Here is a 25,380-nt window from a genome sequence, read left to right on the forward strand (position 1 = left end):
TTTTGTAACATTTTTTAACATTTCTCTAAGATTGTATCAGAAAAATGAGAAAAATGGAAAAATTAAGGGCGGATTAAAATTTAATTTTAAAAAACGGTTTTTTAGGGGGGGGTTGTCATTGTTGTTTATTCTCAAGCTTTTCAAGCTTCCTGCACTCTGGGGGAAGGGGGTTTTTTTGTGGATTGTCAAAATTAAAGTGAAAAATATTTTCAAATTTTTCTAATCTAAGCTAAAGTATAGATTAAGAATTATAATAATTATACAATAAATTTAAAAATTAATTTTTATCAATATTTATGAAACAAATCATAGGTTTAATTCAATTTATTTTAGGTTTTGTGATTGGAGTATTAATTTTAGCTGGAGGGGCTGTTGGGGCGGGTTATTATTTTTTAAGTCAGATGGCTTCTGCTCCTCCCAAACCAACTTTTAATCAGGAAAAAACCACTGCTAAAAAACCCACAGAAAACAAGCAAAGTAATAATATTAAAACAACTAAAGAAATAAAAGAAACTAAGGAAATAAATAATAGTAAACAAACAAAAGAAACAAAAGAAAAGAAAGAAGAAAAATTGCCTCAAGGAGCTTATCATGCAAAGGTTACATGGAGTGAGGGTTTAATGGTTCGGGCTGAACCTTCCATGAGTGGTTCAAGAACAGGGGGATTAAAATATAATGAAAAAATTATTGTTTTGGAGGTAAAAGATGGATGGGAAAAAATTAGGACTGCTTCGGGGGTAGAAGGTTGGGTTAAGTCTGGTAATACGAATAAAGTTGATTAGATTTTATTAATAAATAATGATCGTTTGAGAGTTGACAATTAATTTTTTTATTTATTAATTGTCAACGGTTAATTCAACTCTAAATCTTTGAAAGTAAACGTCATTATATTTAACATATTCAAGATTGGTTATTTGAAAACCTGTTCTTAAAAAGACATTTTTACTGAAAAAACTGGCTTCAGCATAAAGTAAACTATAATTATTAATTTGGGCATAATTAATAATATGTTTTAATAAATTGGTAGCAATTCCTTGACGACAATATTCGGGATCAACATAAAGGGAAGCGATATGTCCATTTGATTCTATGCCAGAAAATCCGACAATTTGATTATGATTAGAATAATAGACAAAGGTATTATTATTTAAGATATAATCGGTAAATTTTTGTTGATTTAAAGCTGTTTTTGACCATGCTAAAACTTGTTCATTTGTATAAAGAGATGGTGCTAATTTCATTACTGTTCGATAAAAAATATCTGCACATCGATCAACATCTTGGGGTTTTGCTAAGTTAATCATAGAAAATTTTATTGGTTATTTGTTATTAGTTATTCGTTATTCGTTTTTTAATGGTTCAATATCTTTATTAAAGATAAATGTAGTGGCTAAAAGAGAGCTAAAGTCTTGTTAAAAATAACGAATAACAAATAATCAAAATTGATTTAAAGATAGGGTGTAATATCTTCTTTACATTCATCAGCTAAATAGGATAAAGATCTAAATCTTAAACCTACTAATTGTTCATAAAGGGGATTAATTTTACACATGGGAGGTATATGTACAATTTTACGCCCAAAAAGCACAACATCCCTTTCAAAAGGACATTGGGCAGGGATCATTTTACACAAAAAACGAGCTAGTCTAGGGTCATGAATATCCATCCCATCTAACCAATGACGCACCGGATCTAAAAGATCATGATGAATTTCCACATGGGGCTTAAGCCCTGTAGATAAGATATTTTCCCCTTCGATCTGGGGGGGATGGGCGCAACAAAGGGTTGCTTCTAATGATTTTAAGGCCTCTAGTTCTAAACCTAAAGCTTCTTGATATTGATGAATTAAGGTGGCTTCTGCTTCCGAATAGACACCGTTAGCCAGTGCCATCATTACGGCGGTTCTTAAGAAATTCTCTTTTGTGGTGCGATCGCCTCCTAACATTTGGGCTAAGTCTGAGGGAGAAATTATTTCTAAGTCTCCCAACTGGGTACAGGGGACAAGTTCATCTTGAGTTAACTGAGTAATTAATTCTTGTTCTTCGGGATCAAAATGTCCATCTGCCCACGCAATGGAAAAAAGCCCACGCAACCAAGCGGAAATTTGTTGATCACTATAGACGGGTTTACTTGTGTTGACCATATTTTCTCAAAATTAATTTTTATTTTTATTTTAAACCGAAATTTCTAAATAGGTACTTTTCCTAAAATCTTTTGATGGTAATGCTTTTAGATAATTCCTACATTGCCCACCCTACATTCATTATATTAATAATACTTTTGAAGTCTTGCTACGAATAACCAATAACCAATAACAAACATTGGTTCAAACCGCAAAATCTTATATAATGTAACAAAATATATTAAGAAATTTTAAGATTAAGCAATGAGTCAATCAAATCCTGTTAATCAAACTTTGGCTATTTGTAAGGCCTTTACTAAAGTTTTATCGGAAAAAATAGAGGATAAGCTCACAAATTTTCTGAGTGATTGGGGAAAATTTGAGGCAGAACAAAAAGAAAATTTACGTCAATTTTCTGAAGAAGTTATGCAAAGAGCTAAACAAGAAACTAATCATTCTCCTGTTAATATTACTTCAGAAAATACTGATTTTACGGAAGATTTACAAGAAATACTTGATGAATTACGGGCAGAAATTGCCTGTTTAAGAGCAGAATTAAAAAATCACAAAAATTCACAATGATCAGTGATCAATGACCATTATCAATAACCAGTGATCAGTGACTAATAACTAATAATTAATAATCAATAACTAATAACCATAACAAAAGTGTCAGCCCTAACTCAAACTAACAATAATACCCAGAATAATAGTGATCATTATTCTAATCTTTCCCTTCCTCAAGGTGAGATTAAAGTATTAGAAAATGCTAAGAGAAATTATCAATGGAATCGGAAAAATTATTCTAAAACCCGCCGCCGTGTTGATATTTGGCGTTTTGTTTTAACTTTTCTGTCCCAATTGTGGCTCAATGGTAAACCTTGGAGTTATCAATTAGAGGGCGGTTATAGTGAGGAAAAACTATTAAAAAGACGCAAAAAACAAGCGAAATGGATTAGGGAAAGTTTATTAGAATTAGGCCCTACTTTCATTAAAGTCGGTCAACTTTTTTCTACCCGTGCTGATATTTTTCCCGCCGAATATGTGGAAGAATTATCAAAATTACAGGATCAAGTTCCGGCTTTTACCTATCAACAAACTAAGGAAATTATTGAAGAAGAATTTGGTAAACCTTTAAATCAATTATTTGCTAGTTTTGATCCTTCACCCCTTGCGGCCGCTAGTTTAGGTCAAGTTCATAAAGCTAAATTACATAATGGTGAAGAAGTAGTTGTAAAAGTACAAAGGCCGGGTTTAAAACAATTATTCACCATTGATTTAGCTATTTTAAAACAAATTACCCGCTATTTTCAAAATCATCCCCGTTGGGGTCAAGGCCGAGATTGGTTAGGAATTTATGATGAGTGTTATCGTATTTTATGGGAGGAAACTGACTACTTAAATGAAGGGAAAAATGCCGATACTTTTAGAAGAAATTTTCGGGGGCAAAATTGGGTTAAAGTTCCCCGTGTCTATTGGCGCTATACTTCCCCTAAAGTCTTAACTTTAGAATATGTGCCAGGGATCAAAATTAGTCATTATTCGGCTTTAGAAGCGGCCGGCCTCGATCGCAAAAATTTGGCACAACTAGGGGCTAAAGCCTATTTACAACAGTTATTAAATGATGGTTTTTTCCATGCCGATCCCCATCCGGGTAACTTGGCCGTTAGCCCTGAAGGTGCTTTAATTTTCTATGATTTTGGCATGATGGGCAGTATTAAAACCAATGTCAGGGAAAAATTAATGTCCACTTTAATGGGTATTACCCAAAAAAATGCGGATTTAATTATCAAATCTTTGATAGAATTGGGGGCATTACAGCCGATCGGAGATATGAGTCCCGTTAGACGTTCAATTCAATTCATGTTAGATAATTTCATGGATAAACCCTTTGAAGAACAGTCGATCACGGCGATCAGTGATGATCTTTATGATATTGCCTACGATCAACCCTTTCGTTTTCCAGCCACTTTTACCTTTGTGATGAGGGCTTTTTCCACTTTAGAAGGGGTGGGCAAAGGCTTAGATCCGGATTTTAATTTTATGGAAATTGCTCAACCTTTCGCTATACAATTTATTAATGGAAATAATGATAGTACCACCGGAAATCTAATTTTAGATGAACTAGGAAAACAAGCCATTCAAGTTGGTACAACTGCTTTTGGGCTTCCCCAAAGAATTGAACAGACGATCGAACAACTAGAAAGGGGCGATATTCGCATTAGAACTCGATCAACTGAGACAGAAAGGGCGATCCGCCGTTTAAGTACGGTTCAACAAGGCACAAATTATACAATTGTGCTTTGTACCCTGTTGATCTGTGCGACTTTATTATTTGTTAATAATTTAACACCTTGGGGTGTGGTATTGTTAGTAATAGCAACTATTCCGGCTTGGTCATTGTGGCGTTTAATGAGAAAATTAGATCGCCTCGATCGAATGTTTTAATCCTGATTATGATAGGATTTTGATCAATTTGAAGTAGTGTAATAATTGCCATTATTATTTAATATTAATAGTGAATTGATTAATTTTAAGAAATATATGAAACTTTCATTTACAGGGGATACCCATCCCGGACTGATCAGAAAAAATAATCAGGATTCTTACCATTATGATCCTCAAGGTCGTTTTTTTATTGTGGCTGATGGGATGGGAGGCCATGCTGGGGGTGAACAAGCCAGTCGCATCGCTACGGATAAAATCCAATTTTGTTTAAATGAATATTGGAACTCTGATCTAAGTTCTGAGCAACTGTTGAAAACGGCTTTTAAACAGGCTAATCAATGTATTTTAAATGATCAAATTAATCATCCTGAACGGGCTGACATGGGAACAACGGCGGTGGTTTTGATGTTTCGTCAAGATCAATCATGGTGCGCCCATGTGGGAGACTCCCGTTTATATCAGTTTAGGCTAGGGGAATTAAATCAGATTAGCGATGATCATACATGGGTGGCAAGGGCTTTAAAAGTGGGGGATCTGACGGTGGATCAGGCTAAAACCCATCCTTGGCGGCACGTTTTATCCCAGTGTTTAGGGCGCAAAGACCTTTATAATATTGAAATTCAATCTTTGCTAGTTGAATCAGGCGATCGCTTTTTATTATGCAGTGATGGTTTAACCGAAGAAGTCAACGATCATGAGATTAAATCTTCTTTAGCTAATCATTCTAATCCCCAAGAAATTATTAAAGATTTAATTCAAAAAGCTTTAGATCATGGCGGTTCTGATAATGTTACTATTATTGTGGTTGAAAGTTGCGAATGAATTAGTGACAAATTGACTAATGACCAATGACTAATGACCAATTATTAACTTTTAATCTGTTCACTTTGGCCGACTTTTCTCATTAAATAAGCAACGGCAAAATCCCCATTAGGATGATCTTCTAAAATATCTCCTAAAGTAAATATTTTTTGTGCTAAATCTTCTCCGACTTTATCAATTAAAGCTTGTTTTTCTTGTTTATGATGTTGTTTTTCCCTAATTAAAGATTGCCACTCGGAGGAAAATAAATTATCTAATTGATTATGTAAATTTAATTGATTTAACATTTCCCATTCTCCACCATCACACCAAATTCCTTTACATTGGGGGCATCTTTCCACATAAAAAGGTGGATTAATACTAACTTTTCCTCTGGATAAATATTGACGACATTCGGGACAAAATGACGCTTTATTATCATAATCTGAAGGAGTAAAATCTTGTTTATTTTGATCAATCCATGTTAATTTATTGTACTCAATTACTTCAGAAATTTGAGAAGATTGCCAAATTTTATAAGCGTCTCCATTAAGCCAATTTCCGTGACAATTTTCACATTGATGGGCTGGTAGTTTTTGAGGTAATTGGACTTGATTTAAGTTTGGTGTTTTACATTTAGGACAATCCATAATTTTAAGTAAGAAGTAAAAGATAATTTTTAATTAAGTATACAATAAAACTGTCACTATTAAAAAATTAATCTGGGATTTTTTTAGATAACTATTAACTCTCAATTATCAATTATAAATTGTTAACTATGCCCCATTTTTTTACCGTCTGATCTGTGCTAACACTGATTAAATATTGATAGTTAGGGGTAAAACTTAAACCAGTAATATTATTAGTATGCCCTTCAAGGGTATTAATTTCTGTTTTAGAATACATACTCCAAAATTTAATTAAATTATCGTTTCCTGCTGTGATTAAAACTCTGCCATATTCACTAAAAATCATCGTTTTAACAGTTGATAAATGCCCCCGTAAAGTCGCAATTAATTTATTACAAGAAAGATCAATTAATTGAATATTACCATAAAAATCAGCGGCCGCTAAAGTTAAATGATCTGGGCTTAAAATCACTTGATTAGCATAATATTTAAGGGTACGAGGTTTATTTGCCGTTGTTAAATCCCACAGTTTGATTGTACCATCATTACTACTACTAATTAAGGTATTATTATCATCACTAAAATTTAAACAATTAATCATACTTTTATGAGTTCCCCAAGTTAAATTAGGGCGAAAAGTTAAAAAAGATTTACCTGTTTTAACCTTCCAAATTTTAATTGTACCGTCTCTTGTAGCCGTTGCCAATAAAGAACCATCTTGACTTAAAGTAATAGCATTAATCTCAGTAAAATGTTCATGTAAACGATATTTTAACTGATTTTGTTGCCAAATTTCAACGGTATAACTAGAGGTATTATTAACTTTAATTAAGGTGTCAGAGTTATAACTTAAAGCAAAAAAATCTCTTGATCCTAACTTAGTTTCAATTAAATATAATAACTCTTTTGTTTCGAGATCAAAAACCCGAATTTTTTGCCCCGTAAAAAAAGCAATTGTTTCTCCATTATTACTAATAACGCATTTTTTTCCGGCTTTTAAAGTGCTACAACATTGATATAAATTAAAGGGAATATATTGTTTTAATCCTTGGGTAATTTTAGTTAAAATCTGATTGGGTAATTTAGGGTTGTTTTGATAATCTCTTAAGAGAAAATAAGAAAGTTTTTGAATTTCTAAAGATGAATCTTTTAAGCCCTCTAAAATTAAATCTATTGCTTTATTACCATATTTAATTGAATTTTTAATTGCCTCTATTCTAACAGTAACTTCTGGATGTTTAAACTGTTGTTTAAGCCCTTCTATTCCCCCTAAGATTAATCCTCCAGTGGGTGCAAAATGGGCATTTCCTAACATCACATCGTCATCTCTTGGTATTTGGGAATAGTTAACCATTTTTGTTATTTTTTATTCGTTATTTCTAACAAGATTTTAGAATGTAGAGAGGGTAATGTCAAGAATAACTTAAAAGCATTAAGACAATTGAAGATTTTTTGTTAAAAAAAGTTAAAGATTTCTCCCATTAGCAAAATTTACTTTTATAATGGAAGTAAAGATAACTTTTTTGGTCAAAAAACTTAATAAATATTGATAATTTTAACCTTAATGTTTCAGTTTTTTATTTACTAAGATTAAGCATTTTTAAAAACTTTTAAAAAGAGGTAACTTGTATGAGTAATAAAAATAATTCTTTAATTTATTGTTATCTAACAATTTATTTTTTCACAGGAATCAATTGTTTCTTCAATAATATTGATCCAGTTAAAGCTCAAATTATTTCCGATCAAACTACTAATACAATTGTTAATCAAAATAACAATCAATTTGATATTACCGGAGGAATTTTATCAGCAGATCAAGCAAATTTATTTCATAGTTTTGCGGAATTTGGCTTAAATAGTAATCAAATTGCTAACTTTTTAAGTAATCATAATATTCAAAATATTTTAGGGCGAATTACCGGAGGAAACCCGTCCTATCTTGATGGTTTAATTCAAGTAATAGGTGGTAATTCTAATTTATATTTAATGAATCCTGCTGGTATTATATTTGGCAATAATGCCAGTTTAAATGTTCCTGCTGATTTTACGGCTACAACGGCAACTGGAATTAGTTTTGGAGATAAATATTTTAATGGAATTGGTAATAATAATTATGGGGATTTAATTGGTAATCCCACAGGATTTTTATTTAATACAAATAATCCGGGAGCTATTTTAAATAGTGCAGATTTAACTGTTAATAATAATCAAAATTTAATGTTAGTTGGTGGCACGGTAATTAATACGGGTAATTTAACGGCCAATAATGGAAATATTACCATTACTTCTGTACCGGAAAGTAGTAAAATTATTTTATCCCAACCCGGACAAATTTTAAGTTTAGAAATTAATATTCCTAGTGATAATTTGGGTAATTCTATCAACATTACCCCCTTAGATTTACCCCAATTATTAACAGGAAATAACAACTTAAATTTAACAGATTTAACCCTTAATCGTGATGGGACAATTTCAACTTCATCAGGTACAATTATTCCGACAAATAGCACTACAACGATTAATACTGGTAATATTAATACCTCTAGTAATACCGCCCAAGGTGGTAATATTTATATCTTAGGTAATACCATTGGAATCTTAGATCAAGCTAATCTTGATGTATCAGGCTTAACAGGTGGGGGTAATATCAATATTGGGGGCGAATATCAAGGGGGAGGCACTTTACCCACCGCTGAAACGACTATTATTGGGAGTAATACTCATATTAATGCAGATGCAATATTAAGTGGGAATGGTGGTAATGTGATTATTTGGTCAGATAATTATACTAATTTTTTAGGTAATATTACAGCTAAAGGTGGAATTAATAGCGGAAATGGTGGTTTTGTGGAAACTTCTAGTAAAAATATTTTAAATATTCTAGGTGGCACTGTAAATGCTAGTGCGATTAATGGTATCGCCGGCCAATGGTTACTTGATCCTCGTAATGTTACCATTATTTCTCCCGGAAGTGCTTTTCCTAGTGTTCCTCCCCTCAATCCATTTATTCCCACCACTGATGATGCAACCGTATTTGCTGATGATATTATGGGAGCGTTAGAAGCAGGTACAAATGTTACTATCACCACAGGTAATAGTGGCTCACAGGAAGGGAATATTACCCTTAATGCTGATATTGTGATCAATCCAACTTCAGATGTTTCTTTGACTTTAAATGCGGCCAATAATATCACAGTTAATAATATTATTGAAAATCAAGAATCTGATCAACGCTTTAATGTCTCATTATTAGCCGGTAATTTGATTGATGTTAATGCAAATATTACTACTAATGGTGGTAATATTACTTTAACTACCACAGGCGGATCAATTGATACCACAGGCGGTATTTTAAATAGTAGCACAACCAACAATTTGATTAACACTGGTGGTAACATAACTCTAAGTGCCAATAATGGTTATATCGCTACTAATGATTTAATTTCCTCTGCTTCTGTTAGTGTTTTTGGGGAGGCGATCGCCACAGGAGGTGATATTACCCTTACTTCGGGCAGTTATATTTCCACAGGGAATATTGAGGCTTTTGGATATGCCCACGATACCAGCACCAGTGCAGGAGTAGCGGCCACTGCCACAGGGGGAAATGTCACCTTAACGGCCGGTATCACCCCGAACAGTAATATTAGATTTTCTACGATTAATACCACTGGCGAAACATTAGTAGATCCTTCTTCCGGTAGTATTAAAACAGGAATAGGAGGCAATATTAATATTACGGCTAATGGTGGTACTGTGAGAGGAACAGGGACAATTTCGAGTAGTGGTAATACCATTCAGGCACAAGGCACAACCCAAGGTGGGACAATTAATATTACCCATGATGGTGGTGTCAATAATGATCCCTTTATCGTAGGTAATTCTAGTATTAATGGTACAAATGGTAGTATTGTTACAGGAACTTTTACTACTCCTACTACTCTTTTAAGTACATCTACTCCTAATTCTTTTGCAGTATTACCTAATGGCGGAACGGCTACAGGCACACCTTCAGGTATTAATATCGTTTCAGTTAATACCCCTCCGACAATTAGCCCTACTAGCTCATCAATTACCTCTATTACTAATAGTAATACCAGTTTTACTATTAATAGTTTAAATCTCAATATTAGTGATGTTAATAGTGATAATTTGACCTATACAATTACTGTCGTTAACGGTAGTATAACAGTTAATGGAATTACTTATAACGCAGGTCACACAGTAACAATTTTACCAACAGATTCTATTAGTTATCAGCCCCCAACAGGCTTATCTGGTAATTTTATTACTTTTAAAATTATCACCAATGATCGAGTTTCTAATTCTAATATTGTTGATATTAATTATAATGTAAATCAGACGACAACAGGTGGTGATTCAACCGATCATGGTTCAAATAATGTAGAAAGAATTAATATTAATCGGCAACAAATTGTTACCCCAAGCTCTACTTATCAATTCCCAACTTTAGATCGAGCCAGAGAAATTTTACAAGAAATTGAAGAAGAAACTGGAGTAAAACCTGCAATTATTTATGTTTCTTTTGTGCCTTCTCTTACTACTAATAATAAAATCGCTCAAGTAAAACAAGAGGTCAAAAATGAAACAAATAATATTAATAATAATCCTGATAATTTAACTCAAGAATCAATAGATCAGCGTTTTACAAATTTAGAAATTACTAACAGTCAAAGTTATCACGATTATCTTAATTTACAACAACCTTTAGAAGATATTAAAATTACAATTCAACCTCAAAATACCGATGAATTAGAATTAGTATTAATCACCCCCGGACAGATTCCTATTCGCAAAAGAATCGCCGGAATTACCCGTTCTGATGTGATTCGTTTAGGCCATCAACTTCAAGCAACAGTAACTAATGTACGTCGTGCTACTCAATTTTTAGAACCCGCCCAAGCATTATATCAATTATTAATTTCTCCATTAGAATTAAATTTACAACAAGAAAAAATTGAAAATTTAGTCTTTATTATGGATGTGGGTTTAAGAGCCGTTCCTTTAGCCGCTTTATATGATGGAAACCAATTTTTAGTTGAAAAATATAGTGTTGGTTTTATGCCATCTTTAAGTTTAACAGATACCCGTTATGTAGATGTGAGAAATTTAGAAGTTTTAGCTATGGGAGCGCAAACTTTTACAAATCAAACCCCCTTACCTTTTGTTCCTTTAGAATTAGCAAATATTCAAAAACTTTGGACAACTCAAACATTTTTAAATCAAGATTTTACCGAGGAAAATTTTAAAAAAGCTCGTAACAATATTCCCTATGGGATCATTCATTTAGCAACTCATGGTGAATTTTTACCCGGCAATATTAATAATTCTTATATCCAATTTTTTGATCAACAATTACAATTAGATCAAATTCGAGATTTAGAATTAAATAATCCACCCGTAGAATTATTAGTTTTAAGCGCTTGTCGTACCGCTTTGGGCGATAACAATGCTGAATTAGGTTTTGCAGGTTTTGCCACTCAAGCAGGAGTTAAAACCGCTTTAGGCAGTCTTTGGTATGTTTCTGATGAAGGAACATTGGCTTTAATGACTAATTTTTATCAACAATTAAAAACCGCACCCATTAAAGCAGAAGCTTTACGTCAAGCACAAATAGCAATGATTAAAGGTAATTTTATTACGCCTGAAATGTTAAATGATCCAAGGCTAAATTTAAGTAATATTAACTTAAGTCATCCCTATTATTGGAGCGGTTTTACAATGGTAGGAAATCCTTGGTAATTAATAATAACTATTAAGTATTAAGTAATAAGTATTAACTTTGATTAACAATGATCAAAATTTAGTAAATTTAGAGTTTTTATGAATAAAATAACAGAAAAAATATTAGTAACAGGAAGTGCAGGTTTTATTGGCTTTCATGTCGCCAGAAAATTATTATTAGAAAATCATCTAGTTATTGGTTTAGATAACTTAAATTCCTATTATGATGTTACTTTAAAACAAGCAAGATTAAATGAGTTAAAAAAATTTGCTAATTTTCAATTTTATCAAATAGAATTAACCGATCACAATGCCATTAAAAATTTATTTCTACAAGAAAAAATTACTAAAGTTGTTCATTTAGCCGCCCAACCCGGTGTTAGATATTCTATTGAAAATCCCTCCGCCTATATTGATAGTAATATTGTGGGTTTTCTTAATATTTTAGAAGCTTGTCGTCATCATCAAATTAAACATTTAGTTTTTGCTTCTTCTAGTTCGGTTTATGGCGCTAATAAAAAAATTCCCTTTTCTATTAATGATAATGTTGATCATCCTATTAGTTTATATGCCGCCACTAAAAAATCAAATGAATTGATGGCTTTTACCTACAGTCATTTATATAATATTCCTATTACTGGCTTACGATTTTTTACCGTTTATGGCGAATGGGGACGGCCTGATATGGCAGTTTTTAAGTTTACAAAAGCAATTATTAATGATGAACCAATTGAAGTTTATAATCATGGTAAAATGCAACGAGATTTTACTTACATTGATGATATTATTGAAGGAATTATGCGAGTATTAAATCATATTCCTTTAGCCGATCAAAGCCCCGATCCAACTTTAATTATAGAGAAAAAACCCCCCTATCAATTATATAATATTGGTAATAATAATCCCGTAGAATTAATGGAATTAATTGAAACAATTGAACATTATGTAGGCAAAAAAGCTATCAAAAAAATGTTACCAATGCAACAGGGCGATGTATTAAGAACTTATGCCGATGTAGATGATTTAATTAAAGACGTAGGTTTTCAACCTCGAACCCCCTTAACAATAGGAATTAAAAATTTTGTAGAATGGTATCTTAATTTTTATCAGGTAAAAATTACCAATTATTAATTATCAATTGATCAAAGTATTTTACAAAAAAACTAGAATCGTGTATAATCATTAAAATTAATTAAAAATCTGATCAATTAATCTAATTAAGAAAATGCAAGAATTTTTTGAAAATGTTGCCCGTTACCCCCGTTATATGATTAGTTTAATTTTGGGGATCTTTTTTGCTTTATTTGAAAAGGCGAAACCTTTATTTCAAAATCCTGTGACTGCCACTGCTATTATCGGCATTTTAGTAGGAGGAATGGCTTTTTTAGTGTTAACATTAAGAGCAATGTTAGGGTTAACAATTGTCTAAAATTTATTACTAATAACTAATAATTAATAATTAAATTAATCATAAAAAAATATGGCTGATCGTCGTCGAGTTTCAAAAGTTTCATCTTTGATCAAAAGAGAAGTTTCTCAAATGTTATTGACTGAGATCAAAGATAGTCGAGTTGGTGCGGGAATGGTGAGCGTCACTGATGTGGATGTTTCCGGTGATCTGCAACACGCTACCATTTTTGTGAGTATTTATGGCTCACAAGAGGCTAAAAAAGCAACGATGGAGGGGTTAAAGTCTTCTACAGGTTATGTGCGTAGGGAGTTAGGTCATCGCATTCGTCTAAGACGTACCCCTGAAATTTTATTTCAAGAGGATACTTCCCTTGAACGGGGCGATCGCATGATTCACCTGATTGAGAGTATTCCCCGTCTTGAGTTTGAAGAAGAATAACTAATAATAAAAAAGGATTAATCTTGATAAAAACATTATCATTAAAACAAAAAATTGGACAAATGATCGTTGTTAGAACTTCTGGTTATTTGTTTGATCATCAAAGACCCTATCCTTTTTGGGAAGCCTCTAATAGTCAATTACAAAAGTGGTTAGGTCAGTTAAATATTGGGGGTGTAATTCTATTAGGAGGAAGTGCGGCCGAAGTATATTTAAGATGTCAACAATTGCAAAATTTTGCTCAAACTCCTTTATTGATTGCGGCGGATATTGAAGAAGGGGTAGGACAAAGGTTTTCCGGTGCAACTCAATTTCCTCCCCCCATGGCTTTAGGGGAAATTTATCAAAAAAACCCTACTTTAGCTCAAGAATTAGCTTTAAAAATGGGAGAAATTACCGCAAAAGAAGCTCTTAATATTGGGGTTAATTGGATTTTAGCACCGATTATGGATGTAAATAATAATCCTAATAATCCTGTTATTAATGTGCGTTCTTTTAGTGAAAAATCAGATATTGTTAGTAATTTAGGAGTTTCTTTTATTGAAGGGGCAAGAAAATTCCCTGTGTTAACCACTGCAAAACATTTTCCGGGTCATGGTGATACTAGCACCGACTCACATTTAGATTTGCCTACTATTCCTCATAATTTGGACAGATTAGAAAAGATTGAAATTCCACCTTTTCAATCGGCGATCGCTGGTGGCGTTGACGCAGTTATGACAGCACATTTATTAATTCCGGCATGGGATAAGGTCAATCCTGCCACAATTTCTTCTGAAATTTTAACGAATAAATTAAGAAAAAAATTAGAGTTTTCCGGTTTAATTGTGACTGATGCTTTAATTATGGGAGGAGTTGCAAAATATTATAATAATGAGGATTTAGCCGTAAAAGTAGTTAAAGCAGGAGCAGATATTTTATTAATGCCAGAAAATCCAGAAGGGGCGATCAAGGCCATTGAAAAAGCAGTTATGAATGGTGAAATTAGTGAAAGTAGAATTGAAGAATCTTATCAGAGAATTATTGAGGCTAAAAAGAAATTAAATCATGTTTTTAGCAGTTTTAAAATTGAAGAAATTGATCAAGAAAGTGCAAGGGAAACTGTTAATTTGGTTTTAGAAAATTCTAATAGAAAACAGGGCAATTTACCAATTAAAATTAAAGATCAACAAGAGCCAAAAATAAATTTAATTTATGTTGATTCAATCTTAAATCAAAATGTTGTAGCACGTCATACTCCAGCCGTAAATTTATTAACAAAAATGGGTTATGAAGTAAGATTAATTGATCAAACTAATTTAATTTCTGTCAGCGAATTAAATCAACCTTTCTTATTACAAATATTTTTAAGAGGTAATCCTTTTCGGGGCAGTGCGGGATTGACTGAAAAGATTAAACAATACTTTTCTAATCTTTGCACAAAGAACAATTTACAAGGTATTATTATTTATGGAAGTCCTTATATTTATGATTATTTTAGCACAGAAATTAAACCAAAAATTCCTTGTTTATTTTCCTATGGACAATTTAATCAAGCTCAAACTATGATGATTGAATCTTTATTTAATTTAACTAAAACTATGGATCAAAAAGAATCTCAATTTATTGATTAATCATCAAAATCAATCCCTTAGGGTTACAATTTAATCTTAATTAAAAGCCCTTTAAAACACCATAAATAGCCCAGATGGCCATAGCTCTTAAATAATGACTGGCGCGGAATGTGCCTTGAGTGGTAATAGCTTCGGGAGTGCGAAACTGTAAACCATTTTTATACACCTGTTTAACTACGGTTTCTGCTATTTTTAAACCTTCTTCTTTCATGTCATTTTTAATCATAAAGGCCGCTAAACCAAAATTAATTCCAATCCATACTTCTAAGGGATGAGTGGCATCTGGTTTTTCCGGTGTGCCGTCTATTTTAACACCATTAGCAACCCCATATTTTCCATTATAAAACTTTAAGAAACAAGCGGAATAAATAGTTTTTAAAGTGGTTTTTACATACTCTTTTTCTACCACATTTGGTAAGTTTAATAACTGAGCGTAAAACTCACCACATAACTGATCTGCCATGATCACTTCTGATTTACTGATACTATCTAATTGATAATAATTTCCATTCCATAAAGTCTCATGGTAAATTGCCCTTGCCTGTGTTAACCATTGTTGATAAGTTGCAATTTTTTCTTCAATATCTTGGGGATCAAAACTATCTATTCTTTCGGGATAAAAACTAGGATTTTCTTTTAAAATTTCCCCAATATTGATCGCAGATTCTAAAGCGGCGATCCATAAACCGCCACAATAGGCACTAATACCCTCTAAACGCCAATCATCAAAGGTTTGATCCGGCGCTCCTGAGTTTTCAGGGATTCCATCCCCATCTTGATCAAAGTTTTTTAAATAAATTAATGTTTCATTAATTCCCTCCCAACAATCCCATAAAAATTCAGTGTCTTTTGAGCCTGTTAAGAGATAATCTCGATAAACTTGTAAAACAAAATCACAGGGTAAATCTTTCCATTGGTTACAATCCTGATAAGCTGTATAATTGCTTTTTTGCCAAGGGTGTTCATTTGGCGCACCCAGATCATGGGGAGTCGCCCCGATTCTTTTTCTCACTGCCATTGTGCGGTTATAACCGATTAAACGGGGAGTGTGATCACCCTCAGAAATTGCCCTCGCAAATGACTGCAATACTGATTTATCTAACTTTGGCCATCCCATTAATAACCCAAAAGATCCGTATAGCCTCACATCTAAACTCTCATACCAACGGTAATCCAGACATTCTAATACGCCAAATTGACCTACGGGATCATCTTCTGAGGCCGATGTCCATAATGTCCCGCCATCGGTTAACAGGTATAATTCGTTAAATAGTGCCATTTTCAGCCATGAAGGGAGATCCGCTTGTTCTAAAATCGGTTTTTGCCATGCTTCGATTTTTTCTTTCCAGAGATCGCCGTGTTTTAAGGCGGTACGCACGATCGGCCAAGCATTTTTACCTGTACGCCCGAAAAAGTCCGTATAACGGCGATAATAGTTAATATTTGGGGCAAATTCGGTGATAGGAAAATCCCAAGCTAAAATAAAGGGAATTTTAGCGGTTTTTCCGGGTTTAATGGTCACTCGAATGGCCATAGCGGTGGCGATCTGTTCACTGGGATCGGCCGGCGTTTCGTCTTCAAAATCCCTTAAACTGCCATTGTAAGCAAAATCGTCCCAAATTTCACTGCCATCGCTGTGGGGATTCCAACGACTGTGATAAAATACCTCCATAAAGGGGCTTGTCACACTGGCGATCGCAAATTGACCTTCACCCTCCTTAATCTCATCATAAAGACGCACCCGATCCATCAAACAGCCCACACGGTGAAAATCCTTAATCCATTGGTTAAAATTGCCCGTACTATTGCCCAAACGGGGTTTATACTCATAAACGGGGCTACCATCATCCCGCATGGTAATTTCTGAGCTTTTCGCCCCATTGGTAAACCACCCTACCATATTTTGCCATGTGAACATAATACTGAGGGTAATCGGTTTATTGGTAGGATTATGAGCAGTCCATTCAAAAATTGCCACCGGATAACTACTTTCTTGATAATTATTTGACCAAATCGGCGAAAACTGCTCACAAATTAATTTAGATTGAAAAACCCCCTCATATTGATACCAACTCATGGGATAAAGGGCGTGATAAGTGCCTTTTTCCTTGGGATACCATTGCCAACGCCCAAGACTACCATCCTCTGGGGCATGGGTAGCCATCGCATAAACTTGGGGCGTTTCCCCTTCCACTTGCTCAAAAACACTAAATTGACAGGCGGGAATGTTGCGGAAAATATGCTCTCCGCCGTCTATATGCCACAAATTGAACTCTCCCGAAGTTGATCGCCCGATCGCCCCTGCCCCAAAGCCACCGAGGGGCATACCGTGATCAGCGCCATCATCTAAATTACTTTTATATCTAACGGTGTAAGGGTTTTCCCAGTCTTTACCAATGGGGTGAGACCAAGCGACTTCAGGAATAGTGGGTAATGAGATTTGTAGTTTCATGGAAAATTAGACAAGTGGACGGGTTATTTTACCTAATTAAAATTAAAATAACACAATTTGCAATTAAAAGCACGATTTTGTCATTGGTCATTGCTCATTTGTCCTTTCTAAAATGTAACTCATTAATTCTAAAAACAATATAAAATATTAATTAAATAATCAAAAGTAATCATTTTTTGATTAAAAATGCTAAAAGAGTTAACTCCCCTTGAAATTAATTTCAAGGCTAATATAAACCGTTCAATAAATTGAACTTTATTGCTGTTAGAAAAATTAATCAGGAATATCCAGAAAATAAAAATAGTTTTGGTAGTAGAAGTAAAAAAAGTTAGATTATGATATAATTTAACCTATCAAAAATACAGATACTAATATTTAAGATAATTGTCAACTGTTAATTGTTAATTGTCAATTGTTAAAGGTTTACCCCAAAGGGAAATAAATAAATGATAAAAGAATTTTTTAATAAATTAATTCTAATTACTCCAAAACAAATACCTTTACGCATTATTTTGGTTGTACCTTTTATCATGCAAATTTTTCTGGCGGTGAGTTTAACGGGGTGGTTATCTTTGCGTAATGGTAGACAGTCTATTGATCGCCTTGTAACTCAATTACAAAATGAAGTAACTGATCGCATTGAACAACATTTAGAAACCTATTTATTAATGCCAGAATTAGCTAATCAAGAAGTTAAAAATGTGATAGAATTAAACTTAATTAATCCTCAAAATTTATCAGAATTAGAAAAGTTTTTTTGGCAACAAGTTAAGGGCAATTCCCATATTAATACGATTCAATTTGCAACACAGACAGGTAATTATATTGGGGCAGGTTATTGGTCAAATGATCGAATAGTTATTAAAAAATCTAATGCCCAAACTAATTTTGAATTTCAAACTTTTTATACAGATAAAACCGGAAAAATTAGCCAATTAATTAAAAGTTCTCCTAATTATGATCCCAGACAAAGGCCTTGGTATTCAACAACGATTAAGACTCAAAAACTTGTTTGGAGTCCGATCTATTCGATGCAAAGTCATGGAATGTTAGGAATGACTTTAGCTGAACCTATTTACGATCAAAAAAATCAATTATTAGGGGTTTTAGGTACGGATATTTTATTATCAGAAATTAATGAATTTTTGAGTAAATTGCATATTAGTAAAACTGGAGAAGCTTTTATCATGGAAAAATCAGGTGATTTAATTGCTTCTTCTCAAGAGACTCCTTTATTTCAAATTTATCGAGGTACAGCCCAAAGAATAAAAGCCAATGAAAGTAGTGATCAATTAATACAATTAACCAGTAACCATTTGCTCAAAAAATATGATAATTTTTCCAATTTAACTAACATAACTAAACTAAAAGAAGATATTTTAGGAGAACAATATTTTTTACAAATTACTCCTTTTAAAGATGATCAAGGCATAGATTGGTTAATTTTAATTATTATCCCACAAAAAGATTTTATGGATAAAATTCATAGCAATAAAATTACAACTATTAGCCTTTGTTTAGTAGCTTTTATTATTGCGTTAGTGATTGGTTTTATTACTTCTAGTTGGGTAACAAAACCGATTCGTCAATTAAGTCAAGCGGCCAGTTCTTTAAGTGAGGGAAAATGGGATCCCACTATGCCCAATACAGATCATGATTCTTCTGCTTTGATCGCAGAAGTTTATCATCTTGCCTTAGCTTTTGATCAGATGAAAAAACAATTACAATCTTCTTTTTACCAATTAAAAAATGCAAAATTAGAGTTAGAAAATAGGGTAAAAAAAAGAACTCAAGAATTAGAAAGAGCTAATCAAAATTTAACCGAAAGTGAAACTAAATTTCGTAATTTATTTGAAAATTCTCAAGTCGGGTTATTTCGTACTAGAATTAAAGATGGTTTATTTTTAGAAGCTAATCAATGTTGTGCGGAAATTTTAGGTTATCATTCTGTGACAGATATTATTGGAAAATTAAATGCTAATTGTGTTTATGTTGAGCCAAAAATTAGAAGAAAAGTGTTAATAGAAATTGAAAAATATGGAGAAATTAATAATTTTGAAACCCAATTTTATCGTAAAGATGGCTCAATTGTTTGGGTATTATTTTCCGGTCAAGTTAATCATAATGATCAATGTTTGGATGGGGTAATAACTGATATTAGTGATCGCAAACAAGCAGAGGCCGCTTTACAGGAAAAAGAACAATATTTAAGATTAATTATTAATAATATTCCCCAACAAGTATTTTGGAAAGATCGCAATTTAGTTTTTTTAGGATGTAATAAAAATTGGGCTAATGCGGCTTTTATTGAGGATCCTGACAGTGTGTTAGGTAAAACTGATTTTGATTTATTGCCCGATCCAAAAGTAGCTGAATTTTTTAGGGAATTAGATCAAAAAATTATGGATACGGATACTCCTCAACTACATATTATTGCTAAAAAACAACGCCCCGCTCCTGATGGGAAAGATATTTGGCTTGATATTAATAAAATTCCGATCCATGATAGTGAGGGGAATGTAATTGGAATTTTAGGGGTATTAGAAGACATTACGGAACGAAAATTAGCCCAAGAAGCGCTCCATGCTGAACAGCAAAAATCTGAAGAATTATTATTAAATATTCTGCCAAAAGTAATCGCTGATCAATTAAAAGAAGATCGCAGTGAACATTTAGCTGAACAGTTTGATCATGTGACAATTTTATTCGCAGATATTGTTGGTTTTACTTCCCTTTCTGCTGAACTATCACCAAGGGAATTAGTTAATATTTTAAATGAGATTTTTTCTACTTTTGATCAATTATTAGAAAATCATGGGTTAGAAAAGATTAAAACTATCGGAGATGCTTATATGGTGGTGGGCGGATTGCCTTTACCTTTGGAAAATCACCCCCAATCTATTGCCAATATGGCCTTAGAAATGATGGAGGCGATCGCTAATTTTAAAAATAATATTTTATTTACACAAATTAATCAAAAATATCAATTTCCAGAGTTAAAAATGAGAATTGGAATTAATACAGGATCCGTGGTAGCAGGAGTAATCGGTAAGAAGAAATTTATCTATGATTTATGGGGAGATACTGTTAATGTAGCGTCTAGGATGGAGTCCCAAGGTGAACCGGGGAAAATTCAAATAACGGAGGAAACTTATCAATTATTAAAGGATGATTATTTATTAGAAAAAAGAGGCTTAATTGATGTTAAGGGAAAAGGAACAATGTTAACCTATTGGCTATTAGGAAAAAAATAAAATTTTTCAATAATTCATAATTAGGATATTTTCTGTTGCAAAAGTGGGGGATTTTGTTAATATTAATGTTATCCTTTCTGGAGATACAAAATTCCCCACTTTGATGAGCTAGTTACAAAAAGGCCAAGGTAATTAACTTAAGCTAATTTTCAAGAAAAATTAACTTTATTGAGTTGATTTTTTGATCTTTTTGAAAATTTACTTTTAAAATAGAAATAACTGCGATATTTTTGACTTAAAATTATCATTAATCCCATTACTCCTATGAATACTCAAACTTTATCCGCTCAAGAAACTGAAATAACCCCAAAAGTCTATGATCTAAAACTTCCTGACTGGTTACAAAAATGTTTAATATTACAAGAAAATAGTCAAGATGATATTAAAGATCAGGAGAATCTTTTAATTTGTAAAGCGTTTAATTTTGCCTACGAACTTCATCAAGGGCAATACCGTAAATCTGGAGAACCCTATATTGCCCATCCCATCGCTGTGGCGGGTTTATTAAGAGATTTGGGGGGGGATAGTATCATGATCGCCGCCGGATTTTTACATGATGTAGTAGAAGATACTCACATAACCACTGAAGATATTGATACTAAATTTGGGAAAGAAGTGAGTAAATTAGTAGATGCAGTCACTAAATTATCTAAAATTAATTTTTCTAGTACCACCGAAAGACAAGCGGAAAATTTCCGCAGAATGTTTATGGCCATGGCTCAAGACATTAGAGTAATTGTGGTAAAATTAGCCGATCGCCTTCATAATATGCGCACTTTGCAATATATGAAGCCAGAAAAACAAGTGAGTATTGCCCTAGAAACTAGAGAAATATTTGCACCCTTAGCCAATCGTTTAGGGATCTGGCGGATCAAATGGGAGTTAGAAGACCTTTGTTTTAAATATTTAGAACCACAAGCCTATAGTAATGTTAAATCATTAGTGGCGGAAAGACGCATTGATCGAGAGGCTAAAATTGAAAAAGTAATTAATATTATTAAAGATCGCTTAAATCGCATTAATATTAAATATATTGAAGTGAAAGGTAGACCCAAACATTTATATGGAATTTATTATAAAATGGCTAGTCAAAAGAAAGAATTTGATGAAATTTTTGACATTGCCGCTATTAGAATTATCGTTAATACTAACGAAGAATGTTATCGAGCTTTAGCCATAGTTCATGATCAATTTAGACCAATTCCGGGGCGTTTTAAAGACTATATCGGCCTGCCTAAACCTAACCGTTATCAATCACTTCATACATCAGTTATTGGCTTAAATGGTAAACCTTTAGAAGTACAAATTCGCACATTAGAAATGCACCATATTGCCGAATACGGTATTGCCGCGCATTGGAAATATAAAGAAACAGGAGGATCTAACCATACTCAATTATCATCAGATGATGAAAAATTTACTTGGTTAAGACAACTTTTAGACTGGCAAAAAGATCTCAAAGATGCTGATGAATATGTGGCCAATTTAAAAGATAATTTATTTGAAGATGATGTTTATGTTTTTACCCCTAGAGGAGACGTGATCGCTTTGGCTAAAGGTGCAACAGTTTTAGACTTTGCTTATCATATCCATACAGAAGTAGGAAATCATGCCCAAGGATCAAGAATTAATGGTAAATGGTCAGTCTTAGATACCTTGTTAAAAAATGGTGATATTATTGAAATATTTACTAATAAAAATTCCCATCCTAGTTTAGATTGGTTAAACTTTGTTGTTACCCCTAGCGCCCGTAATAAAATTCGTCAATGGTATAAGAGATCTCACCGTGAAGAAAATTTAATTAGAGGTAGAGAATTATTAGAAAAAGAATATGGCAAAAAAGGTTTAGATGCTTTATTAAAATCTGAACAAATGCAACAAGTTGCCCATAAATGTAACTATCAAAATGCCGATGATTTATTAGCGGCTTTAGGTTATGGAGAAATTACCTCCAATCAAGTTTTAAATCGTCTCAGAGAGATTATCAAATCTCAACAACCAGAGGAAATAATTACTACCCAAACTGAACAGAATATAAAGGCTTTATCCTCTTTACGTCACACTCCTAACAGTTCTGCTAGTGATTCTCCAATCTTAGGAGTTGAAGGTTTATTATATTATATTGCTGGTTGTTGTAACCCCCTACCAGGAGAACAAATTATTGGCGTTGTTACCCGTAGTGCCAAGGGAATTTCAATCCATCGCCAAGGCTGTCCTAATGTGGAAAATATCCCCAGTGATCGCTTAATTCCTGTTAGTTGGAACATGAAAAATTGCAAAACTAGAACTAATACTTACCCCGTTAATTTACAAATTGAAACCATAGATCGAGTAGGAGTATTAAAAGATATTTTAGCAAGATTAAGTGATCAAAATATTAATGTTAGAAATGCCGGAGTTAAAACTAATTTTGGTCAACCGGCCTTAATCTCTTTAATCATTGAAATTAAAGATCATGAACAGTTACAACAAATTATTGTTAAAATCAAAAAAATGAGTGATATTTTAAATATTAAAAGAGTCACAGAAATTGATCTTAATTAGTCATTTGTTATTAGTTATTAGTTATTCTTTAAAACTTGATTTTCCTGTATAACTGTTTACTGTTTATTGGTCATATATTATTATTATTATCTTTTAACAAATAATTAATAATCAATAACAAATAATCAATAACAAATAACCAATTATGAACGCATCCGAAAGAGCGATCGGCTTAAAATTATCCACTAAAATTGCCACCGTTGTTAACTTATTTAAAACAGAATTTCCCGATGTTAAAGCGGATCTTAAACCTTGGTTAAACGATCCAGACACCAAAAAAGCAGTTGATCCCGACTCCATTGATATTGGGTTTCATTTTCCCGGATGGAGTCCCCGTTATCAAAGTCGTAGCATTTTAGTTCAAATTCGATTTTATCACGACTTGCTTGAAGACTCTTTCCGTTTGATTGGTGTTGATACCATTGGTTTTAACCATCAAGGTCAAGCATGGCGCTTTTCCACAGTGGATCAGTGGCAATGTGAGGGAAAATATCAACCCCATCCCGAGGTTAGTGATAAATTAAAGCGTTTTGCCTATCATGTTTTTGAAGTTTTTAAAGTTGATTAAATTGATCAAATGTGATCAATTAATAATAATAAAAAAACAGAGTAAATTAATTCTTGAACACTTTTGATCAATTATTATTACTTTTTCCATTTTTTCTGACCTGTGCAATAAATCTAATCTTTTTTAAAAACTTTTTAAAAACTGATTATTTGTGACTATCTAAATATTTCTTAATAGTTTGATTAAAAGATTGAGGCTCAACCAAAAAAGCCCAATGATTAAGCTGTTCAGCATTTAAACCACTTTAACAGAATTACCTTTGTGTTTTAACTTACGATGCCATTGAATAATTAGTTCCCCTTCATTCAGGAGTTTATGTAATAATAATTCTAAATCTTCAATTGATCTAAAAAGACGATTAGCTACATATTCTTTTGCACTATGCCATACTAATTCTATTAAGTTATAATCAGGGCTATATGTCGGCAAAAATTCTAATCTTAAATTTGGCATTTCTGCTTCTATTTTCTGATTTATTTCTTCATTTTTATGAAAACTAGCATTATCCAATATAATCACTATTTTTGCACCTTTTTCAGCAAAATCTTTCGCCTCATTTCCTTGTGCTACCCACTCATCAATTAACTCTTGATAAAATTCTTTCATTACTTCATAAAAATTTTGTTTATCTCCTTTTTCTATAAATTCTACCCATCTTTTTTTATCTGAATATCTGATCGCCCCCATGACATTTATTCTTCCTTTTCTTCTATCCCCTCTTACTTTTTTTCTCTTTCCTTTTTTACACCAATTTTTTCTTCTTATTACTCTCAAACTGAATCCACTTTCATCCCAAAACCATACCTGTAGCCTTTCTGGATTTTTTATTGTTATTTTTAAATATTCTTTTAATTCCTTTTTAAACACTTTTCTTTTCTTCTCATCCCACTTATCTTCTAAGCTATGTTTTGCCCAGATATAAACGTACTTTTTTCTCTCTAATATTCTTGTTACTTGTGAACTACTTAATTTTATTCCTGTGATTTCTTCTAAGTATATTGCTAATCTTTTTCCTGTCCATCTGCCAAATTCATAACCTAATTCTTCTGGGTCTTTTTCTACTGTTTCTAATAATATTTCTATATATTTATCTGTCGCTTTTCTATGATTTCCTTCCATTCTTTTATCTTTCAATGTCTCCATATTTTCTGGATCGGCGTGAATACACCAGTAGTTTACTTTGTTGACACCACAACCGATAAAATCTGCAATTTCTGCTTGAGTTTTTCCATCATTTAACAATAATAAGATTAAAATTCTTTCTCTAATATCTGGATGTTCCTCCTCTTTTAGAGCTTTTTGTAACATTTCTTTTTGTTCTTGTTTTAGATAATTCTTAACTGGCATTTTTTTTCACT

Annotated in this window: 18 protein-coding genes; 12 read left to right on the plus strand and 6 right to left on the minus strand. The window is 32.7% G+C overall.

The features are described from left to right. Positions 1-296 precede the first annotated feature (296 nt). Entirely contained in the window at positions 297-782 is a 486-nt protein-coding gene (locus Anndu_RS06695; protein WP_464103623.1) for an SH3 domain-containing protein, read from the plus strand. Positions 783-836: 54 nt separating this feature from the next. On the opposite strand, the gene Anndu_RS06700 is transcribed toward Anndu_RS06695, so the two are convergent. Together Anndu_RS06700 and Anndu_RS06705 are read right to left on the minus strand one after the other, a co-directional pair. Next, positions 837-1,304, minus strand: a complete 468-nt coding sequence (locus Anndu_RS06700; protein WP_464103624.1) for a GNAT family N-acetyltransferase — start codon at positions 1,302-1,304, stop codon at positions 837-839. A 143-nt stretch (positions 1,305-1,447) separates the two neighbouring features. Next, entirely contained in the window at positions 1,448-2,143 is a 696-nt protein-coding gene (locus Anndu_RS06705; RefSeq protein WP_464103625.1) for a Mo-dependent nitrogenase C-terminal domain-containing protein, read from the minus strand. 243 nt (positions 2,144-2,386) lie between these two features. On the opposite strand from Anndu_RS06705, the gene Anndu_RS06710 reads away from it, so the two are divergent. From Anndu_RS06710 to Anndu_RS06720, 3 genes are all read left to right on the plus strand, one after another. After that, the gene (locus Anndu_RS06710) at positions 2,387-2,704 is read left to right on the plus strand and encodes a DUF6825 family protein (RefSeq protein WP_464103626.1); all 318 of its coding nucleotides are present in this window, start codon (positions 2,387-2,389) and stop codon (positions 2,702-2,704) included. Positions 2,705-2,872: 168 nt separating this feature from the next. Beyond that, the gene (locus tag Anndu_RS06715; RefSeq protein WP_464104045.1) at positions 2,873-4,570 is read left to right on the plus strand and encodes an ABC1 kinase family protein; all 1,698 of its coding nucleotides are present in this window, start codon (positions 2,873-2,875) and stop codon (positions 4,568-4,570) included. A 96-nt stretch (positions 4,571-4,666) separates the two neighbouring features. Next, on the plus strand, positions 4,667-5,392 hold the full coding sequence (locus Anndu_RS06720; RefSeq protein WP_464103627.1) for a Stp1/IreP family PP2C-type Ser/Thr phosphatase: 726 nt from the start codon (positions 4,667-4,669) through the stop codon (positions 5,390-5,392). A gap of 44 nt (positions 5,393-5,436) precedes the next feature. Here Anndu_RS06720 and Anndu_RS06725 read toward each other — a convergent pair whose 3' ends face one another. Both Anndu_RS06725 and Anndu_RS06730 read right to left on the minus strand, forming a co-directional pair. After that, the gene (locus tag Anndu_RS06725; protein WP_464103628.1) at positions 5,437-6,021 is read right to left on the minus strand and encodes a zf-TFIIB domain-containing protein; all 585 of its coding nucleotides are present in this window, start codon (positions 6,019-6,021) and stop codon (positions 5,437-5,439) included. 112 nt (positions 6,022-6,133) lie between these two features. Next, the gene (locus Anndu_RS06730) at positions 6,134-7,354 is read right to left on the minus strand and encodes a WD40 repeat domain-containing protein (RefSeq protein ID WP_464103629.1); all 1,221 of its coding nucleotides are present in this window, start codon (positions 7,352-7,354) and stop codon (positions 6,134-6,136) included. A 275-nt stretch (positions 7,355-7,629) separates the two neighbouring features. Here Anndu_RS06730 and Anndu_RS06735 point away from each other — a divergent pair, with 275 nt between their 5' ends. The 5 genes from Anndu_RS06735 (at position 7,630) to Anndu_RS06755 (ending at position 15,204) form a co-directional block, all read left to right on the plus strand. Beyond that, positions 7,630-11,760, plus strand: coding sequence for a CHAT domain-containing protein (locus Anndu_RS06735; protein ID WP_464103630.1), 4,131 nt, complete (start codon positions 7,630-7,632; stop codon positions 11,758-11,760). Positions 11,761-11,841: 81 nt separating this feature from the next. Further along, complete coding sequence (locus Anndu_RS06740; RefSeq protein WP_464103631.1) at positions 11,842-12,873, plus strand: NAD-dependent epimerase; 1,032 nt, start codon at positions 11,842-11,844, stop codon at positions 12,871-12,873. 94 nt (positions 12,874-12,967) lie between these two features. After that, positions 12,968-13,171 carry a DUF751 domain-containing protein gene (locus tag Anndu_RS06745; protein WP_464103632.1) on the plus strand — a complete coding sequence of 68 codons (204 nt, stop codon included), beginning with the start codon at positions 12,968-12,970 and terminating at the stop codon, positions 13,169-13,171. A gap of 51 nt (positions 13,172-13,222) precedes the next feature. Further along, positions 13,223-13,591: a 30S ribosome-binding factor RbfA gene (gene rbfA / locus Anndu_RS06750; protein WP_464103633.1), complete on the plus strand. Its 369-nt coding sequence runs from the start codon at positions 13,223-13,225 to the stop codon at positions 13,589-13,591. A gap of 62 nt (positions 13,592-13,653) precedes the next feature. Next, entirely contained in the window at positions 13,654-15,204 is a 1,551-nt protein-coding gene (locus Anndu_RS06755) for a glycoside hydrolase family 3 N-terminal domain-containing protein (RefSeq protein WP_464103634.1), read from the plus strand. Between the two features lie 40 nt (positions 15,205-15,244). On the opposite strand, the gene Anndu_RS06760 is transcribed toward Anndu_RS06755, so the two are convergent. Further along, entirely contained in the window at positions 15,245-17,656 is a 2,412-nt protein-coding gene (locus Anndu_RS06760; RefSeq protein ID WP_464103635.1) for a GH116 family glycosyl hydrolase, read from the minus strand. A 446-nt stretch (positions 17,657-18,102) separates the two neighbouring features. Here Anndu_RS06760 and Anndu_RS06765 point away from each other — a divergent pair, with 446 nt between their 5' ends. The 3 genes from Anndu_RS06765 to Anndu_RS06775 all read left to right on the plus strand — a co-directional run bounded on the left by Anndu_RS06765 (position 18,103) and on the right by Anndu_RS06775 (position 24,022). Beyond that, positions 18,103-20,910 (plus strand): adenylate/guanylate cyclase domain-containing protein, encoded by a 2,808-nt coding sequence (locus tag Anndu_RS06765; RefSeq protein ID WP_464103636.1) that lies wholly within the window; start codon positions 18,103-18,105, stop codon positions 20,908-20,910. A 246-nt stretch (positions 20,911-21,156) separates the two neighbouring features. Beyond that, positions 21,157-23,454, plus strand: a complete 2,298-nt coding sequence (locus Anndu_RS06770) for a RelA/SpoT family protein (RefSeq protein ID WP_464104046.1) — start codon at positions 21,157-21,159, stop codon at positions 23,452-23,454. 145 nt (positions 23,455-23,599) lie between these two features. After that, on the plus strand, positions 23,600-24,022 hold the full coding sequence (locus Anndu_RS06775) for a hypothetical protein (RefSeq protein WP_464103637.1): 423 nt from the start codon (positions 23,600-23,602) through the stop codon (positions 24,020-24,022). A gap of 234 nt (positions 24,023-24,256) precedes the next feature. On the opposite strand, the gene Anndu_RS06780 is transcribed toward Anndu_RS06775, so the two are convergent. Continuing rightward, positions 24,257-25,369: an IS630 family transposase gene (locus Anndu_RS06780; RefSeq protein ID WP_464103638.1), complete on the minus strand. Its 1,113-nt coding sequence runs from the start codon at positions 25,367-25,369 to the stop codon at positions 24,257-24,259. Positions 25,370-25,380 lie beyond the last annotated feature (11 nt).

It is taken from the genome of Annamia dubia NIES-4383, assembly GCF_055394725.1.